Below are 15,276 nucleotides of genomic sequence, written 5' to 3' on the forward strand. Positions count from 1 at the left end.
GGACGCAGGGGGCGGCACGCGCCGCAGGCGGGCGGTCAGCGATCTGAGCCAGGATCCGTCGGTGGGGGCGGCCATGGTCAGGGGGCGGTGACCGTGAGTTCACCGGCGTCCAACTCGACGCTCCGGGTCTTCAGAGTGATCCGCACGGCCCCGGCGGGCGCGTCCGCGGGGACCTCGAACGTCACGGTGGCGTTGAGGCAGCAGACGGGGTCCCTGCCGTTGGCGTTGTCGACGAGGCGGACCTCACGGCCGTCCGCGTACACCGTCGCCGCGCTGGGCCAGGTCCCCTTGACCTCCACCGTGGCTCCGGGCGCCGCCTGCCTCGGGGACATGCCGGTGATGACCGACGGGCAGGCCTGGACTCCGTTGCCGGCCGGGCGAATTCGAATTCCGGCGTCGGGATGCGCGGCCCTGAATTCGGCGAGTTGCCCGAGGGTGCGGCGCGCCGCCGTGTACTTGCAGTCTCCCGACGGCTGGTTCTTGACGACGGCGTACGCGTCGATCGCCTTCTGCCATTCGCCTTCTTCTCCGCCGACGGCGTAGCAAGCGGCGATCAGCCCTTCCAGTACCTTCCAGGCAGCGGGTCGCGCCTGCCAATTCCTCGGGCCCGCGTTGTCGTACCAGCGCTTGGCCTCGGGGCAGTTCCTCGCCTGTACCAAGTCGTAGACGTGGTCCGTGTTGATTCCGTCCCACTCCGGTGAACTGGGCCCGAACGGGGCCCAGGAGAACTCCCGGTCGGGAGCCGGGTCGGTGGACTTCTCGCGTTCTTCGCCGGAGCCGCCGTTGCCACGGCCCCCGCTGGTCCGGCCGGGCTTCCACGTGGAGCTCCCCTTGTCACCACCGGTCCAGGTCTCGCCCCCGCTGCCCGAGCCGCCCGAACTGGAGGAGGAGCCGCCTGCTCCGCCGCCCGTCGAGCCACCCCCCGTCGAGCCACCGCTGGCGGAACCGCCGCCCGAGCCGTCCCAGGAACCGCCGGAGGAGTCCGTGCCCTCGCCCGTGCCATCCGCACCGGGCGCACCCGTCGTGCCGGTCGGACCGGCGGGGACACCAGCCCGGGGCTCCTCCGACGATCCACACCCCGCGGTCACCAGAACGCCTGCGAATGCGACTGCGGCGAGGGTCGACATCGACCTCCGCCGAGTCGAATCGGCACGCCTCGACAATCCGTCGAGAAACACGTTCACCATCCGCCCCCCCCCCCGCCCATGGCACAACGCACCTGACGATTCAGGCCGCATATTATCCGCCTGCGGAGATCGACAAACCGGGGGAAAGGAAAGGAAAGAAACGGGACTTTATCGAACGGGGTTCAGTACGCGACAGGCCATCCGCTGCTCCAGTTCAGGAGGTTGATGCCCAGCTTGGGTGTGCCGTTGTCGTTGCCGTCGTAGTAGTGGTAGACGATCAGGTCGCCGTCGACGTCCTTCAGGATCGACTGTCCGCCGGGGCCGATGACGTTGCCGTGTGACTCCAGGACGGGCGTGCCGCCGTTGTTCATCATCGAGACGCCGTTCCTGTCGACGTACGGTCCCGTGATGCTGGAGGCGCGGCCGACCTTGACCTTGTACGTCGAGCCGGTGCCTGCGCAGCAGGTGTCGTACGAGGCGAAGAGGTAGTAGTAGCCGCCTCGTTTGACGATGAAGGGCGCCTCGACGGCTTTGGTCCCGGTGGGGCGGGAGGCCAGCGAGTAGCGGGTGGTGTGGGAGGAGAGCTGCTTTCCGGTGGAGGGGTTGATCTGGATCATCTTGAGCCCGGTCCACCAACTGCCGAAGGACAGCCACCACTTGCCGTCGTCGTTCACGAAGAGGTTCGGGTCGATGGCGTTGAAGTCGCTGGAGGAGTTCGACGTGTACACCGTGCCCTGGTCGGTCCAGCTGCCCGGCCGGCCGGTGCTGGAGGTCGCGAGTCCGATGGCGGACGTGTTCGAGCCGAACTTCGAGACCGAGTAGTACATCAGGTACTTGCCGCCGTGGTACGAGATGTCCGGCGCCCAGGCCTCCGGCACGGAGGAGTAATTCCGCCACCAGCTCGGCCTACTGGAGAAGGCGTCGCCGCCGTTGCGGAAGGCGGTGCGGTCGGTGGAGGTCTTGTTGGCGATGCCGCCGCCGGTGGCGTAGAGCAGGTACTGGCCGGACGAGGTGCGGATCATCGACGGGTCGTGGGTGACGATGTCACCGGTGACACGGCCCGGGTTGGGGTACGCGGACGCCGTGCCCGGGACGAGGGCGAGCAGGAACGCGGCGGGGAGGGCGAGCAGGGCGGTTCTCTTGCGCAGGATGGAGCGGCTCATGCGGATCCTCCTTGCGGTGGGGGTGCTTGCGGTGCGGGTGCTTGCCGTGGGGGTGCTTGCCGTGGGGGTGACAGCACTGTTCGGAATCACGAACAGCGATCGCAAGTTCGAACGGGACCGTAGAATCGAACCCCTTGCGCGTCAATGGTCCGCGCAGCAACCGGTGTGACCGGCCTGGGAGATCCGTTGAAGATCCGTTGAGAGACCGTTTAGGGCCGCGCTGAACGATCGAGGCTGGACAGGGGGGAAGAGGCCAGGGCACGGCACGAAGGGGGGAGACCCTGTGGAGTTCCGGTTGCTCGGGACCGTGGAGGCCCACCTGGGTGCGCGCCCGGCGGATCTCGGCCATGCCAAGCAACGATGTGTGCTGGCCGTGCTGCTGTGCGACGCGGGCCGGGTGGTCTCGACGGAGCGGCTGATCGACCGGGTGTGGGGCGAGAACCCGCCGGGCTCGGTCCGCAACATCCTGTCGGGGTACGTCGGACGGCTGCGTACAGCCCTGCGCGCAGCGGGCGCCCGTGGCGTCCGACTGACGCGCGGCTCCGGCGGCTATCTGCTCGATGTCGCCCCCGAGTCGGTGGACGTCCACCGCTTCCGCCGGCTGGTGGCCGAGGCCCGCCGTACCGCCGACACCGGCCAGGCCGCCGAACTGCTGCGCGACGCCCTCGGCCTGTGGCACGGGGAAGCCCTGTCGGGCCTGCTCGGCGCCTGGGCGGAGGAGACCCGCGCCGCGCTGGGCGCCGAACACCTCACGGCGGAACTCCAGTACCACGAACTCGGATTACGGCTGGACCGCCACCCCCAGGCGCTGGAGCGACTACGGCAGCTGGCCGCCGCGCACCCGCTGGACGAGCGGGTCGTACGGCACCTGATGACCGCGCTCTGCCGCGGCGACCGCCAGGCCGAGGCGCTGGAGGCCTACGAGGACACCCGGCACCGCCTCGCCGAGGAACTCGGCGTCGACCCCGGCACCGAGCTGCGGGCCCTGCACCGCCGGATCCTGCGCGGCCCGGCCGCGGAGGCCGACGCGGACCCACCCGTCGTGCCCGCCGAACTGCCGCACGACGTGGCGGGGTTCAGCGGCCGTACGGAGGTCCTGGCGCGGCTGGGCACACAGCTGGACGTACCCGCCGGGGAAGCGGTCATGATCTCGGTGATCAGCGGCGCGGCGGGCGTCGGCAAGACCGCGCTGGCCGTGCACGTCGCCCACCAGGTGCGGGACCGCTTCCCCGACGGCCAGCTGTACGTCAACCTGCGCGGCTACGACCACGAGAGCGCCCCCATGGACCCGCAGCAGGCCCTCGGCCAGCTGTTGCGCAGCCTGGGTTTGACGCCGCAGCAGATCCCCTCCGACCCGGACGAGCAGGCCCGCCGCTACCGCTCCCTGCTGGACGGGCGGCGGATGCTCATCCTGCTGGACAACGCCGCCTCCGTCCGGCAGGTCCGTCCGCTCCTGCCCGGCAGCCCCACCTGCCGCGTCCTGGTCACCAGCCGCCACCGGCTGACCGGCCTGGTCGCCCAGAACGGCGCCGAGCCACTGCGCCTCGACGTCCTCGCCCCGCGCGAGGCCCGGGCGCTGCTGGCCGCCGTACTGGGCGAACGGCGAGTGGCCGCCGAACCGGAGGCGGCCGGGGAACTGGCCCGCCGGTGCGGGCTGCTGCCGCTGGCCCTGCGGGTGGCCGCCGCGCATCTGCTCGGCGACCGGCACCGGCCCCTCGCCGACCTGGCCGCCGAGCTGGCGGACGGCGACCGGCTGGCCACGCTGGAGCTGGACGACGACCGCTCCTCCGCCGTGAGCGCCGCCTTCGGCCTCTCCTACCGTGCCCTGGCCCCGGATGCCCAACGGCTCTTCCGCCTCCTCGGCCTGGTCCCCGGCCCGGACCTCACCCGGCCCGCCGCGGCGGCGCTCCTCGACACGTCGGAGGCCAGGGCGGGGTCGTTGCTGACGACCCTGGCGACGGCCCACCTGATCGAGTCCCCCGCACCCGACCGGTACCTCTTCCACGACCTGCTGCGCGACTACGCGCGCGAGCGCGCCACGGCCGAGGAGCCCCCGCCGGAGCGGGCGGCGGCCGAGGAGCGCCTGTTCGCCTCCTACCTCCGCACCGCCGAGACGGCGGGCGGCGCCCTCCCCTGGCAGTACCCCCAGCTCCCCCGGGATCCGGCCGGCCCGGACGGATCCCCCGCCGCCGCCCCGGGCGAGATCACCGCGGCCCGGAACCGGCTCGACTCGGAACGGGCCAACCTGCTGGCCGCCGTGGAACACACCGCCGACTCCGGCCCGCGGCACATCGCCTGGCACCTGATGACCGCCCTCCTGCGCTACTGCTGGCTCGACCTGCCGCGCGGCGTCTGGCAGTCCGCCGCCCAGGCCGCACTGCGAGCGGCGGAGGCCGAGGAGGACAAGCGCGGCCAGGCCGCCATGCACCGCAGCCTGGGCATCGCCCACTGGGACATGGGCCACCACCCCCAGGCCATCGACCACCACACCCGCGTCCTGCGCCTGCACCGCGAGACCGGTGATCTGCTGGGCCAGGCCCTGGCCCTGGGCGGACTCGGCCTGGTGGACGCGGAGGCGGCCCGCCTCGACGACGCCCTGCGGCACTTCACCGAGGCACTCCGGCTGTCCCGCGAGGCCGGACGCCTCGACGCCGAGGCACAGGCACTGACCGGCCTCGGCCTGGCCTACCGGGACCGCGGCCGGCTGGAGCTGTCCGCCGGGCATCTGGAACAGGCGCTGCGCACGCTCCGTCGGGCCGGAGCCGGTGACGAGGCCCATCGCCTGCCCGCGCTCAGCGCGGTGTACTGGGAACAGGGCAGGCTGCGGGAGGCGACCAGGGCGCTGGGCGCGGTGGCCGACGACAGCACCGGGACAGGCATCGGGGCAGGCACCGGGGCAGGCACCGGGGCAGCGGTGCCCTCCGAACCACGGAACGCCAATCCCACGACCCTCGACATCACGGCCAGGATCGCGCTGGACCTCGGCCGCCACGAGCAGGCGCTGGCCTACGCCGAACGCTCCCTGCGCCTCGCCGAGAACACCGGCCGCAACCGGCTGCTGGCGATCGCCCTCACCACACTCGCCGACGCCCGCCTGCGCACGGGCCACCCGGAGGAGGCCGCCCGCACCCACGAGCGCGCCCTGTCCATCGCCCGCGAGGTGGGCAACCAGCGCACCGAGGCGGAATCCCTGCTCGGCCTCGCCGAGGCCCACCGCGCGCTCCGGCACCACCGTGAGGCGCTGGACCACGCCCGCCAGGCACTGGCCCTGGCCCACCGGGGCGGCTTCGACGTCGTCAAGGCCCGGACCCTGACGGAGCTCGCGGCCGTCCACACCGCACGCGGACACCCGTCGGCGGCACGCACGCGCGCCCACTCCGCGTTCGCCCTCAGCCGCCGCACCGGATACCGCCTGGGCGAAGCCAGAGCCCTGGCCGCCCTGGCCCGCGCCCTGCACACCCTCGACGACCCCACCGCCGGTTCGGTCCGACGACGAGCCCGGGCCCTCTACCTCGACACCGGCGCCCGGCCTCCCGGCGACCTCGTGTGAAAGCCGGCGGGGGTGGCGGCACCAGCCACCACCCCCGCCGCGCTGCCACCTGCCCCCGATCAGCACATCTCGACGCGCGGGCTGTACTTCTCACCGCCCGCGCTGTCCTGCGTGTAGGTGTAGTAGAAGCCCTTGCCCTTGCAGGTGCCGCGGGCGGTCAGGTCGACGTTGGCGGCGGACTGGGTGGCGGATCCGACCTTCACGTCCGATCCGTTGTTGACCCACTTGTACGTCGTCACCGTGACGGTCTGGGAGTCGTCACCGGCACAGCCCCGGCGGCCTCCCGCGCCGGAGAGGTCGTTTCCGGTCTGCACCACATTGTCGGCGTACAGCTCGCAGGCCTTCACCTTCGGCTGCGGTGCGGAGGCCTGCGCGGACGGCGCGGCCGCGGCCATCGGGGTCGCCAGACCCGCCACCGCGACGGCGGCAAGGGTTCCGGTCAGAATTCGGCGCTTGATCATGTTCAGCTCCCCGTAGTCGTGTCGGGCTTTCACCGGGTACACGAACGAGGCCGCCGCTCCGCATGTCAGGCATTGCTGTGACGCCCATCACTCGTGAGGCCTTTGCCGGTGTCGGCATCACGGCCGAGCAGCCGCCGGAGCCGCCGCACGGCCCGCGTCCGGTACCGTGCCGCCGTCCCCCGCCCTATCCCCAGGATCCGCGCCGCCTGCTCGGTCGTGTAACCGTCCAGGTCGACGAGGATCACCACGCTGGCCTGCTGACGCGGCAGTTGATCCAGCAGCCGGACGGCCTCGATCTCGGCCGTACGTTGCTCGACGCCGCCGTCCCAGACGCCGAGGGTTCCCCGGTGCGACTCGCCGCCCTCCTCCGCGGTCGGCACCTGCCTGCGCTCACGCCGCCAGGTGTCCCGGGTCGCACTCGCCAGCGCGGAGAAGGCGTACGCGGCCGGCTCCGGATGCTCCAGGAACCTCCGGGGCCGCGAGGCCAGCTTCAGATACACCTCGTGGACGGCGTCCTCACCCCACTGCGCGGCCCCGCTGAGGGCGGCCGCACGGGCGTACAGCTTGGGCAGCATCCCGCAGAACACCTCGTCGAACGACGTGCCGTGGGCTTCGATGGATGACTTGTTCATTGATCCTGCAATCCCCGTGAGTACGTGCTGAGCGTTGTGCGGGGGACTCTTCTCCGCGCGCGTGGAAGGGGGATTGAGGAAATGTTGAGCGGCGGCTGCGGCTAGGGCTACGGCTACGGCTACGGGGTGGTGCCCGGCAGATCGACCTCGGCACGAACGGTCTTGCCGGGCTCCCGCCGCAGCACTTCCCACCGGTCGGCGAGCGCGTCGACGAGGAGGAGACCCCGGCCGTGTTCGTCGAGGGGGCGCGGAGGGAGCACCTCTCGCGGCCCGGGCGGGTCCGACCCGGCACGCGCGTCACTGACGTCGATCCGCACGCCACCGGTGACGAGACTGAGCCGCAACTCGAAGTCCCGCCCTGGCACCCGCCCGTGCGTCACGGCGTTGGCGGCCAGCTCGGCGACGATCAGGGCGACGGTCTCGGAGGCGTCGGAGCCGTGGGGGATGCCCCAGCCGTGCAGCTGGTGAGCGGCCAGGCGCCGAGCGAGACGGGCACCGCGCGGGGTGGCACTGAGACGCTGACTGAACACACGTACGGTAACCGGAGGTTGGGGAGTCGTGGGGGTGGTCGGTGCTGTCATGCGCCCAATGTGGCGGGTGCCGGCCGGAGTTCTCCAGGTCGACGCCGCGTACGCCGCGGCAGCGTACGCGGTGACGGACTGGACAGTACTGGTGACGTCCCGTAACCATGCCTCCGGGAGGTGACCGACAGTGGTCGATGGCGCGATGGGGACGGGCACGGGCGGCGAGCCGGAGTCGTCGGACAGTCTGCGGACGTTCGGAGCGGTGGTCCAGGGCTTGCGCGAGCACGCGGGTCTGAGCAGGGAGGAGTTCGGAGAACTGGTGAGGTTCTCCAAACACACGGTGGCGTCGGTGGAGCTGGGGAGGCGGATGCCGGATCCGGAGTTCGTACAGCGGGCGGAGGAGGTGTTCGGGAGGACCGGGGCGTTACGGAAGGCAGCGGGCTGTCTGGAGCGGCAGCCGGGGTTGGCCGCTTGGTTTCGGCGGTGGGCTCATCTAGAGGCCACGGCTATCACGCTGTATACGTACGAATGCCGTTTGGTGCCGGGCCTGCTGCAGACCGAGGCATACGCGCGGACGCTGTTCACCAACCAGCTCCCACCACTGAGCGACGAACAGATCGAGGCACAGTGGGTGGCGCGAGCGGAGCGGCAACGGCTGCTGCGTGAACGGCCGAACACGGCATTTGGCTTCATCCTGGAGGAGCACCTTTTCCGGCGGCGCACTGGCGGTGTAGAGGTCACACGGGAGCTCATCGATCACGTGCTGGCGATCGCCGAACTGCGCAACGTGGAGATCCAGATCATGCCGACGGAGCAGGACACACACGCGGGACTGGACGGACCCATGCAGTTGCTGGAGTCCCCGGAGAACAAGTGGTTCGCATACTGCGAAGGGCAGGAAAGCGGGCAGTTCATCACTGACCGAAAGGTGGTCAGCATGCTCCAGATGCGGTATGCCAGGATGCGCTCACAGGCTCTCACTCTCAAGGACTCCCTGAGCCTGTTGCAGCGGATGCGAGGGGACCTATGAGCACCGTCGAACTGACCTGGTTCAAGAGCAGCTACAGCAGCGGCGGCTCCGGAGACTGCGTAGAAGTCGCTCTCGCCTGGCACAAGTCCAGCCACAGCAGCGGCGGCGACGGCGACTGCGTCGAGATAGCCACCTGCCCCGACGCCATCCACATCCGCGACTCCAAGAACAAGCAGGGCCCCCAGCTCACCCTCTCCCCCACCACTTGGACGGCCTTCCTCACGCACGCCACCAAGTAACAACTGTCGGGGCCGCCCGCTTCTCAGCCAGTGTCGTGCTTCCACGGCCCGCCTCAAGGGCGCTACGCGTCGCCTTCGGCGATGGCCCTCCGGGCCACCCTTGACCCAGGCCGTTCCAGCACGGGAGAGAAACGAGCGATCGGCCCGGAAATGCGGGTGGCCAGGGCAGACGGCCCCTGAGGTCGGCTGTCCGGTCACTCGGCGTGAGGGAGCGCGCGCTCGCGCCTCGCCAGCACGCCGGCTCGGCTCAGCGGCTGTCGGCGGGTGGGGCGGGCCCAAAAGCGGGAAGTGGAGCACTTGGGACAGAGGTGGAGGGCGACGGCCGGGCGGACAGCCCGGGCGAAGGCCTAAACGCTCCACCCACGCACACCACCCACGCCCCCTCACCACCGCCCACCATCCACCGTTCGCCGCTGAGCCCGCCCGGCGTGCCGGCGAGGCACGAGCGCGCCCCCTCTCGCCGGTCAGCTACGCAGCCGACCGGAGGGGCCGATGTCCTTGGCCACCCGCTCTCCCCCGGCCGCCCGCTCGCTTCTTCCCCGTGCTGGAGTGAGCCGAGTCAAGGGTCGGCCGGAGGCCGATCGCCGAAGGCGACGCGCAGCGCGCCCTTTACTCGGCTCGCGGAGGCACGACACTGCCGAGAAGCGGGCGGCCCGACCAGCACGCCGTAAACCCCCTGTCCGACAACGCACTTGACGGTACGTCACTTTGCCGAACTCACAGCTCTTCGACAGCCGACCTCCCTACGGTGCCGTGTTCATGACAGACACCCCGGAGACACACGAACCCCACCCCATCGGCCGCCGTACCGTGCTCCTGGCCACGGGTGCCACCGCAGCTGCCCTGGCCGTAGGCGCAGCTGCCTCCAACACCCCGACCGCCGCCACCCCCGTGGCCGCCACCGCCGTCTGCACCCTCACGAAGGAGATGACCGAAGGCCCGTACTACCTCGACGGACAGTACGTCCGCTCCGACATCAGCGAGGACAAGACCGGCATCCCGCTGAAGCTGACGCTCACGGTCGTGGACGACGACACCTGCGCGCCCCTGAACAACGCACTGGTGGAGATCTGGCACTGCGACGCCCTCGGCGAGTACTCCGGCTTCGTGGGCAACAACGGCCACGACGAACCCGACAACGGCACGTTCCTGCGCGGCGGCGTCCTCACGAACGCCGACGGCGTCGCGGCGATCACCACGGTCTACCCCGGCTGGTACCGAGGCCGCTGCGTGCACATCCACATCAAGGTCCACACGGACGTCACCCTGACCTCCGACGGCTCCTTCACCGGCGGCGAGGAACTCCACACCGGTCAGCTCTTCTTCAGCGAAACGATCACGACCAGGGTCGCGGCCCTCGCCGCCTACAAGGTCAACACGGTCCCCCGCACCACACTCGCCCAGGACTCCATCTACGACGAGGGCGGCGCGGCGTCGGGCCTGCTCACCCTCACACCTCTCGGCAGCACGACATCGGCCGGCTACGCGGGCGCGCTGGCATTGGGCGTCGAGCAGGGCTGACCAACAGGCACGACAGGGGCCGCTCGCACAGCGGGCGGCCCCTGCACCCGTCTCAGGAGTCGCGCCACACCCCCGCGGCCCCCTTCACGTACTCCGTGAAGTCCCGAGGCTGCCGGGCGAGCGCCCGCCCTACCCCGTCGGAGATGTGGCTGTCCATCCCGCGCCGGATCGGGCCCACGGCCTCCGCGTAGTCCTCCGCTTCCGCGACAGGCCATCCCCGCTCGGAGAGTTCGGCGACGAACTCCTCGTGGGACAGCGGGACGTAGCGGAGGCGGCGGCCGGTGGCCTCGGCGATCTCGGTGACCGCTTCGGCCATGGTCAGGGCCCGGGGCCCGGAGAGTTCGTAGGTCTGCCCGTCATGGCCCGCCTCGGTCAGTGCCGCGACCGCGACCGCCGCGATGTCCTCGGCGTCGACGAAGGAGACGGCGCCGTCCCCGGCCGGCAGCCTCAGCTCACCGGAGAGGACGGCGTCCAGGAAGAACCCCTCACTGAAGTTCTGCGCGAACCAGGTGGGTCGCAGGATCGTCCACGCGACGCCGCTGTCACGCACCGCGCTCTCCCCGTCGGTGTGGGTGGCACCGGCGCTGTTGGCCTCGCCGGAGTACCCCGGCACGTCCACGCCGCGCCCCGACAACAACACGACGCGCTCGACGCCGAGTTCGACGGCCCGCTCGACGAAGGGGCGGGTGAGGAGTTCCCCGTCCATCGGCACGAGATACACCTCCCGTACGTCCGCCAGCGCCGTGTCCCAGGTCGCACGGTCGAGCCAGTCGAATCGGGGCTCACCGGAGCGCGAGGCCACGCGCACCAATGCCCCCTGCGCGCGCAGCAGGGCGGCGACCCGGCCGCCGGACTTACCCGTGCCGCCGGTCACCAGAATGGGATGGTTGTTGGTCATGCGGCCAGTCAAGACGCTTCGGGCGAGACGCTCCATGGCTCAGAGGCTCACACCGATGTCCGGGCGTCTACGGTGGTGGCATGGATGTGCTCTCCGAGCTGCTGGACGGGGTGCGGGCGCGGGGCGCCGTGTTCCAGCGGACCGTCATGAACCGGCCCTGGTCACTGCGGTTCGCGAGCGGTTCCCCGCTGACCCTGGCCACCATGCTGCGCGGCCGGGCGTGGATCATGCCAGCCGGAGGCGAACCACTGCCGGTCGGCCCGCGGGACATCGCGGTCATCCGCGGGCGGGAGCCGTACACGGTCGCCGACGACCCGACGACCCCTCCGCAGGTGCTGATCGACAGCGCCGACTACTGCCCGAGCGACTCCGGCGAGAGCGAGGCCGGAGACGTTCCGGACGGCTCGGCCCTCCTCCTCAGCGGCGCCTACGCCGGCCGGGGCGAGATCAGCGAGCGGCTGCTCCATGCCCTGCCCGCGGTTGTTCTGATCCAGGACGCCGACTGCCATCGCCCGCTGCTGGACCTGGCGGTCGAGGAGATCGTCAGCGACAGGCCCGGCCGGCAGGTCATGCGCGACCGGCTCCTGGACCTCCTGCTCCTCTCGACGCTGCGGACCTGGTTCGACCAGTCCGAGGCGCACGCACCCGCCTGGTACCGCGCGATGGACGACCCCGCGGTGGGCCACGCCCTGCGGCTTCTCCACGCCGACCCGGCCCGCGCCTGGACCGTGGCGGAGCTGGCGGCGGAGTCGGGCCTGTCGCGTGCGGCACTCGCCCGCCGCTTCACCGCTCAGGTCGGCGAACCGCCGATGACGTACCTGGCCTCCTGGCGCATCGACCTGGCGGCCGACCTGCTGCGCGAGTCGGACGCTACGGTCGGCTCGATCGCCCGCAAGGTCGGCTACGCCAACACCTTCGCGCTGAGCGTCGCCTTCAAGCGCCTCCGCGGCACGACCCCGACGGAACACCGCACCACGGCACCGAGGCTCGACACCTGACCCCGCCGGGCCAACAGGCTCTCCCTGCGCCCCTACCGCCGCCCGCCGAACTCCCACGCGTGGACCTCGATGCCGGCGTACCGCCCCTGGGTCAGCACGCCACGTGCCGCATCCGTGTCCGGGGCCCGGACGAGCGCAGCCGTACCGACCCAGACATCACCGTCGTCGGACAGCAGGGGCCCGTAGGCGACCAGTTCGTCCCGGTCGTACGGCACATCGAGGTCGACGGCCTCCCCCGACCCGAAGCCGAGCACCAGGAACCGGCTCCCGTCATCCCGTCCACCGGGAAACTCCCACATGGTCCGCCCCAGCAGATTGCGCCACCGCCGCAGCAGTACGTCCCGGTACGCCCCTGCCTGGTAGTTGGGCTCGTCGAAGGCGAACGCCCGCGCGGCGGCGGAATCCGGCAGATCCACGATGTGCACACTGCCGGTCGGTGTCTCCCCGTCATCGGCGAAGGTCGGCCCACGGGCGATCAACTCCGCCTCGTACCGGTCCATATAGGCCCAGTGCGCCTCCCCCAGCTCCTCACGCAGCGGCAGCGAGCCGACCCGGTCACGGTGATAACAGAAGAACTCCATGACCCGAGACCCTGCCATCCCCACGGCTGACTACCCTCATCTCCCGACCAACTCGCGACCGCAGGAGATACAGACCGTGCGCAGCGCCGCCGTAACGCCCGAGGGCGACCGAATCCGCTGGGTCGAACTGCCGGGGCAGGAGCCGCCGCGCGTGTACGTGCACGGGCTGGGCGCCACCTCGCCGGCCTACTTCACGGAAGTCGCGGTCGACCCTCGGCTGTCGGGCCGCCGCTCCCTGCTGCTGGACCTCCTGGGCCACGGCATCAGCGACCGCCCGACGCACTTCGACTACACGCTGGAATCACACGCCGACACACTCGCCAACGCCCTGACGGCGGCGGGTGTCTCGGCCGCGGAAGTGATCGCTCACAGCATGGGCGGCTCCGTGGCCATCGTCCTGGCCGCCCGCCACCCCCACCTGGTCTCCCGACTGGTTCTGATCGACGCGAACCTCGACCCGATCCCGCGCGCACCCGGCTCATCCGGCAGCAGCGGCATCGCCTCCTACACGGAGGAGGCGTTCACGCGGGGCGGCGGCTGGGAGGAGGTCCGCGACCGGGTCGGGGCGCACTGGTGGTCCACCATGCGGCTGGCCGGCCGGGAGGCCCTGCACCGCAGCGCGTTCCACCTCACCCGCGGCTCGACCCCCACGATGCGCGAGCTCCTCCTCGACCTGAAGATCCCCCGCACCTTCCTGCTCCCCGAGGCGGACAGCCCCCTGCCGGGCACCGCGGCCCTCACGGAAGCCGGCGTATCCGTCGTCGCGATCCCCGACTGCGGCCACAACATCATGCTGGACAACCCGGAGGCGTTCGCGGCGGCCACGGCGAGTGCCCTCACGCCTCAGGACGGGAACTGACCACCTGTAAGTCCGGCCGGGTGGAAACTGCTGGAACCAACGCGACGTATTGGGCGGCTCCCCAGAGATCTGTCCGCCGGGGAGCCGCCCTTGATCAGGAGGTCAGAGCGCCCAGGTCATACGGCCTCGTCGCTCGTCAGGCACGTAAGTGCCTCAGTGGCCTCATGCACTGCGGCCTTCAACGCCTTTCGGTGTTCCCGCAGTTGTGTGACCTTTCCGCCTGCGGCACGGTGCGCCGCTTCGTACTCCACCCATGCCTCGTAGGCGAGCCGAAGCGCCTCGGAGCTGACGCGCCCACGTTCGAACTGCTGCCGCATCGTAAGTGGCGGTTCGTGGTCGCCCATCCACAGTTCGAGTCGGGCATGCGCGGCCATGTACTTCGCGACCAGCTCGACCAGATCGTTCCCGATGATGTTGCTTCCGATCATCTGCACACCGAGATTCAGATGCGCGGAGGCGGTGGGCGAGTGGAGAGCCGAAGGCGCTTCCCAAGCCCGCGGCTGACCCTTGAGCCATTCCCAGCCTTCCGGTGTCATGGCTAGAGCCTCCTCTGTCGGTATCAGGACTGGCATGACACACCGCAGAAGCCCTGCCAATAGCTCGGCAGGGCTTCCTACTTGCGGGTGAGAGGTCAAACGGACGAGATGCCGACTGACTTTTGCCTCTCCCAGATCTCAGGTGAAACCAGCAAGGGCCCCACTACGGATCGGGCACCGCTGAGGTAGCAGATCCACCTCAACTCGTCACACGCTGGTCCGAATACCTGGCAGCGCGGCGGGCCGCCCCGCAGGGCTAGGTAGTGAGCAGGGCGTGTTCCGACTCTGATCATTGTCCTGGCCGGTGCTTTCGTCCGGCTCCGGACTCACCTGTTGACTCCGGGCGTTCCGCCAGGCCGGCTGAGTCGCGTGCGGGCCGCCACTCTGCGTCAGACGCTTCTGCGGTCTGCCAGCGGTCGCCGCAGCGTCCTGGGGTCAGGATCGGGCGCGATAGCGGGTGAGCATGAGGGCGACGGCTTCGTCCACGACCGTGCTGTCGACCGGGTCGGCGGGAGGGACGAAGTCGGTCCGTACGAGTTGGGGCCACAGGAGCTGGCCGCAGATCATGCCGAGGAACTGCTCGGCCACTGCGGATGCCGTCTGCGTCTGTCCGTCGGTCGAAGGGAAGGCGAGGGTGCCGGCTTGCTCCTCGGCCTCGAGGTAGTCGCGGAGCCGGTCGAAGAAGGGGCCGCGATCGATGGCGAAGCCGGTGCCGACGATGTCGGCGAGTTCCGGCATCTGGGGGAGCTCGGTGATGACGAGCCGGCACAGCGCCGCCGTGCCGGGCCGCGAGACCAGGCAGGCGTAGTCGCGGCCGATGTGCGTCAGGCCGTACTGGGGATCGCCGGGCGAGGGCGGCTCGACGTACTGCACATCCAGTTGCCACTGCTCGGAGGTGACGGCCGCGAACAGCGCAGCCTTGGAGGGGTACCGCTTGAAGAGGGTGCCGGTGGAGACGCGGGCCTCCCTGGCGATCTGGGCCAGGGAGGTCTTGTCGTATCCCTGGGCGAGGAAGAGGTCGCGGGCGGCGTGGATGATGCGCGCGCGGTTCTCGGCTTTGATCTGCGCGTGATATCCGGCCTCGCACGTGTCGCCACCGGTTTGCGTTCGGTCACGGTCCGCCACCGACATTCCTGCGCCCCTCGCCCGTCTTCCAG

16 protein-coding genes are annotated in these 15,276 nt (G+C 70.7%); 7 read left to right on the forward strand and 9 right to left on the reverse strand.

Going from position 1 to position 15,276, the window contains the following annotated elements:
* Positions 1–77: 77 nt before the first annotated feature.
* Both ACIBK5_RS15355 and ACIBK5_RS15360 read right to left on the reverse strand, forming a co-directional pair.
* Positions 78–1,127: a hypothetical protein gene (locus tag ACIBK5_RS15355; RefSeq protein ID WP_399019750.1), complete on the reverse strand. Its 1,050-nt coding sequence runs from the start codon at positions 1,125–1,127 to the stop codon at positions 78–80.
* 182 nt (positions 1,128–1,309) lie between these two features.
* Positions 1,310–2,290, reverse strand: coding sequence for an arabinan endo-1,5-alpha-L-arabinosidase (locus ACIBK5_RS15360; protein WP_399019752.1), 981 nt, complete (start codon positions 2,288–2,290; stop codon positions 1,310–1,312).
* Here ACIBK5_RS15360 and ACIBK5_RS15365 point away from each other — a divergent pair.
* Together ACIBK5_RS15365 and ACIBK5_RS15370 are read left to right on the forward strand one after the other, a co-directional pair.
* Positions 2,289–2,459: a hypothetical protein gene (locus ACIBK5_RS15365; RefSeq protein WP_399019753.1), complete on the forward strand. Its 171-nt coding sequence runs from the start codon at positions 2,289–2,291 to the stop codon at positions 2,457–2,459. The genes ACIBK5_RS15360 and ACIBK5_RS15365 overlap by 2 nt on opposite strands.
* A 126-nt stretch (positions 2,460–2,585) precedes the next feature.
* Positions 2,586–5,840, forward strand: coding sequence for a BTAD domain-containing putative transcriptional regulator (locus ACIBK5_RS15370; protein WP_399019755.1), 3,255 nt, complete (start codon positions 2,586–2,588; stop codon positions 5,838–5,840).
* 59 nt (positions 5,841–5,899) lie between these two features.
* On the opposite strand, the gene ACIBK5_RS15375 is transcribed toward ACIBK5_RS15370, so the two are convergent.
* The 3 genes from ACIBK5_RS15375 to ACIBK5_RS15385 all read right to left on the reverse strand — a co-directional run bounded on the left by ACIBK5_RS15375 (position 5,900) and on the right by ACIBK5_RS15385 (position 7,514).
* Entirely contained in the window at positions 5,900–6,301 is a 402-nt protein-coding gene (locus ACIBK5_RS15375) for a hypothetical protein (protein ID WP_399019757.1), read from the reverse strand.
* Between the two features lie 65 nt (positions 6,302–6,366).
* Entirely contained in the window at positions 6,367–6,933 is a 567-nt protein-coding gene (locus ACIBK5_RS15380) for an RNA polymerase sigma factor (RefSeq protein WP_399019759.1), read from the reverse strand.
* 119 nt (positions 6,934–7,052) lie between these two features.
* Positions 7,053–7,514, reverse strand: coding sequence for an ATP-binding protein (locus tag ACIBK5_RS15385; RefSeq protein WP_399019761.1), 462 nt, complete (start codon positions 7,512–7,514; stop codon positions 7,053–7,055).
* A 145-nt stretch (positions 7,515–7,659) separates the two neighbouring features.
* On the opposite strand from ACIBK5_RS15385, the gene ACIBK5_RS15390 reads away from it, so the two are divergent.
* From ACIBK5_RS15390 to ACIBK5_RS15400, 3 genes are all read left to right on the forward strand, one after another.
* Positions 7,660–8,487 carry a Scr1 family TA system antitoxin-like transcriptional regulator gene (locus ACIBK5_RS15390; protein WP_399020019.1) on the forward strand — a complete coding sequence of 276 codons (828 nt, stop codon included), beginning with the start codon at positions 7,660–7,662 and terminating at the stop codon, positions 8,485–8,487.
* A complete protein-coding gene (locus ACIBK5_RS15395) occupies positions 8,484–8,726 on the forward strand; it encodes a DUF397 domain-containing protein (RefSeq protein WP_399019763.1) in 243 nt (80 codons plus the stop codon). Before ACIBK5_RS15390 ends, ACIBK5_RS15395 begins: the two co-directional genes overlap by 4 nt.
* A 759-nt stretch (positions 8,727–9,485) precedes the next feature.
* Positions 9,486–10,247, forward strand: coding sequence for an intradiol ring-cleavage dioxygenase (locus tag ACIBK5_RS15400; RefSeq protein WP_399019765.1), 762 nt, complete (start codon positions 9,486–9,488; stop codon positions 10,245–10,247).
* A 52-nt stretch (positions 10,248–10,299) separates the two neighbouring features.
* On the opposite strand, the gene ACIBK5_RS15405 is transcribed toward ACIBK5_RS15400, so the two are convergent.
* Entirely contained in the window at positions 10,300–11,145 is an 846-nt protein-coding gene (locus ACIBK5_RS15405; RefSeq protein ID WP_399019767.1) for an NAD(P)H-binding protein, read from the reverse strand.
* Positions 11,146–11,225: 80 nt separating this feature from the next.
* Between ACIBK5_RS15405 and ACIBK5_RS15410 the strand changes: the two genes are divergently transcribed.
* On the forward strand, positions 11,226–12,143 hold the full coding sequence (locus ACIBK5_RS15410) for an AraC family transcriptional regulator (RefSeq protein WP_399019769.1): 918 nt from the start codon (positions 11,226–11,228) through the stop codon (positions 12,141–12,143).
* 32 nt (positions 12,144–12,175) lie between these two features.
* On the opposite strand, the gene ACIBK5_RS15415 is transcribed toward ACIBK5_RS15410, so the two are convergent.
* Positions 12,176–12,724 (reverse strand): YciI family protein, encoded by a 549-nt coding sequence (locus ACIBK5_RS15415; protein WP_399019771.1) that lies wholly within the window; start codon positions 12,722–12,724, stop codon positions 12,176–12,178.
* A 76-nt stretch (positions 12,725–12,800) separates the two neighbouring features.
* Here ACIBK5_RS15415 and ACIBK5_RS15420 point away from each other — a divergent pair, with 76 nt between their 5' ends.
* Positions 12,801–13,583, forward strand: coding sequence for an alpha/beta fold hydrolase (locus ACIBK5_RS15420; protein WP_399019773.1), 783 nt, complete (start codon positions 12,801–12,803; stop codon positions 13,581–13,583).
* Between the two features lie 116 nt (positions 13,584–13,699).
* Here the strand turns inward: ACIBK5_RS15420 and ACIBK5_RS15425 are convergent, their stop codons facing one another.
* Both ACIBK5_RS15425 and ACIBK5_RS15430 read right to left on the reverse strand, forming a co-directional pair.
* Positions 13,700–14,119 (reverse strand): hypothetical protein, encoded by a 420-nt coding sequence (locus tag ACIBK5_RS15425; RefSeq protein WP_399019775.1) that lies wholly within the window; start codon positions 14,117–14,119, stop codon positions 13,700–13,702.
* 435 nt (positions 14,120–14,554) lie between these two features.
* The gene (locus ACIBK5_RS15430) at positions 14,555–15,250 is read right to left on the reverse strand and encodes a TetR/AcrR family transcriptional regulator (RefSeq protein ID WP_399019777.1); all 696 of its coding nucleotides are present in this window, start codon (positions 15,248–15,250) and stop codon (positions 14,555–14,557) included.
* Between the last annotated feature and the right edge of the window lie 26 nt (positions 15,251–15,276).

The organism is Streptomyces sp. NPDC050546, from assembly GCF_044457425.1.
In the GTDB taxonomy this organism is placed as follows: Bacteria; Actinomycetota; Actinomycetes; order Streptomycetales; family Streptomycetaceae; genus Streptomyces.

Excerpts from the sequence above, each read along its gene's own strand:
- ACIBK5_RS15395 (WP_399019763.1), top strand. The coding sequence starts at position 8,484 with ATGAGCACCGTCGAACTGACCTGGTTCAAGAGCAGCTACAGCAGCGGC.
- ACIBK5_RS15365 (WP_399019753.1), top strand. The coding sequence starts at position 2,289 with ATGCGGATCCTCCTTGCGGTGGGGGTGCTTGCGGTGCGGGTGCTTGCC.
- ACIBK5_RS15410 (WP_399019769.1), top strand. The coding sequence starts at position 11,226 with ATGGATGTGCTCTCCGAGCTGCTGGACGGGGTGCGGGCGCGGGGCGCC.
- ACIBK5_RS15400 (WP_399019765.1), top strand. The coding sequence starts at position 9,486 with ATGACAGACACCCCGGAGACACACGAACCCCACCCCATCGGCCGCCGT.
- ACIBK5_RS15425 (WP_399019775.1), bottom strand. The coding sequence starts at position 14,119 with ATGACACCGGAAGGCTGGGAATGGCTCAAGGGTCAGCCGCGGGCTTGG.
- ACIBK5_RS15405 (WP_399019767.1), bottom strand. The coding sequence starts at position 11,145 with ATGACCAACAACCATCCCATTCTGGTGACCGGCGGCACGGGTAAGTCC.
- ACIBK5_RS15430 (WP_399019777.1), bottom strand. The coding sequence starts at position 15,250 with ATGTCGGTGGCGGACCGTGACCGAACGCAAACCGGTGGCGACACGTGC.
- ACIBK5_RS15355 (WP_399019750.1), bottom strand. The coding sequence starts at position 1,127 with ATGTCGACCCTCGCCGCAGTCGCATTCGCAGGCGTTCTGGTGACCGCG.
- ACIBK5_RS15385 (WP_399019761.1), bottom strand. The coding sequence starts at position 7,514 with ATGACAGCACCGACCACCCCCACGACTCCCCAACCTCCGGTTACCGTA.
- ACIBK5_RS15375 (WP_399019757.1), bottom strand. The coding sequence starts at position 6,301 with ATGATCAAGCGCCGAATTCTGACCGGAACCCTTGCCGCCGTCGCGGTG.
- ACIBK5_RS15415 (WP_399019771.1), bottom strand. The coding sequence starts at position 12,724 with ATGGAGTTCTTCTGTTATCACCGTGACCGGGTCGGCTCGCTGCCGCTG.
- ACIBK5_RS15380 (WP_399019759.1), bottom strand. The coding sequence starts at position 6,933 with ATGAACAAGTCATCCATCGAAGCCCACGGCACGTCGTTCGACGAGGTG.
- ACIBK5_RS15390 (WP_399020019.1), top strand. The coding sequence starts at position 7,660 with ATGGGGACGGGCACGGGCGGCGAGCCGGAGTCGTCGGACAGTCTGCGG.
- ACIBK5_RS15360 (WP_399019752.1), bottom strand. The coding sequence starts at position 2,290 with ATGAGCCGCTCCATCCTGCGCAAGAGAACCGCCCTGCTCGCCCTCCCC.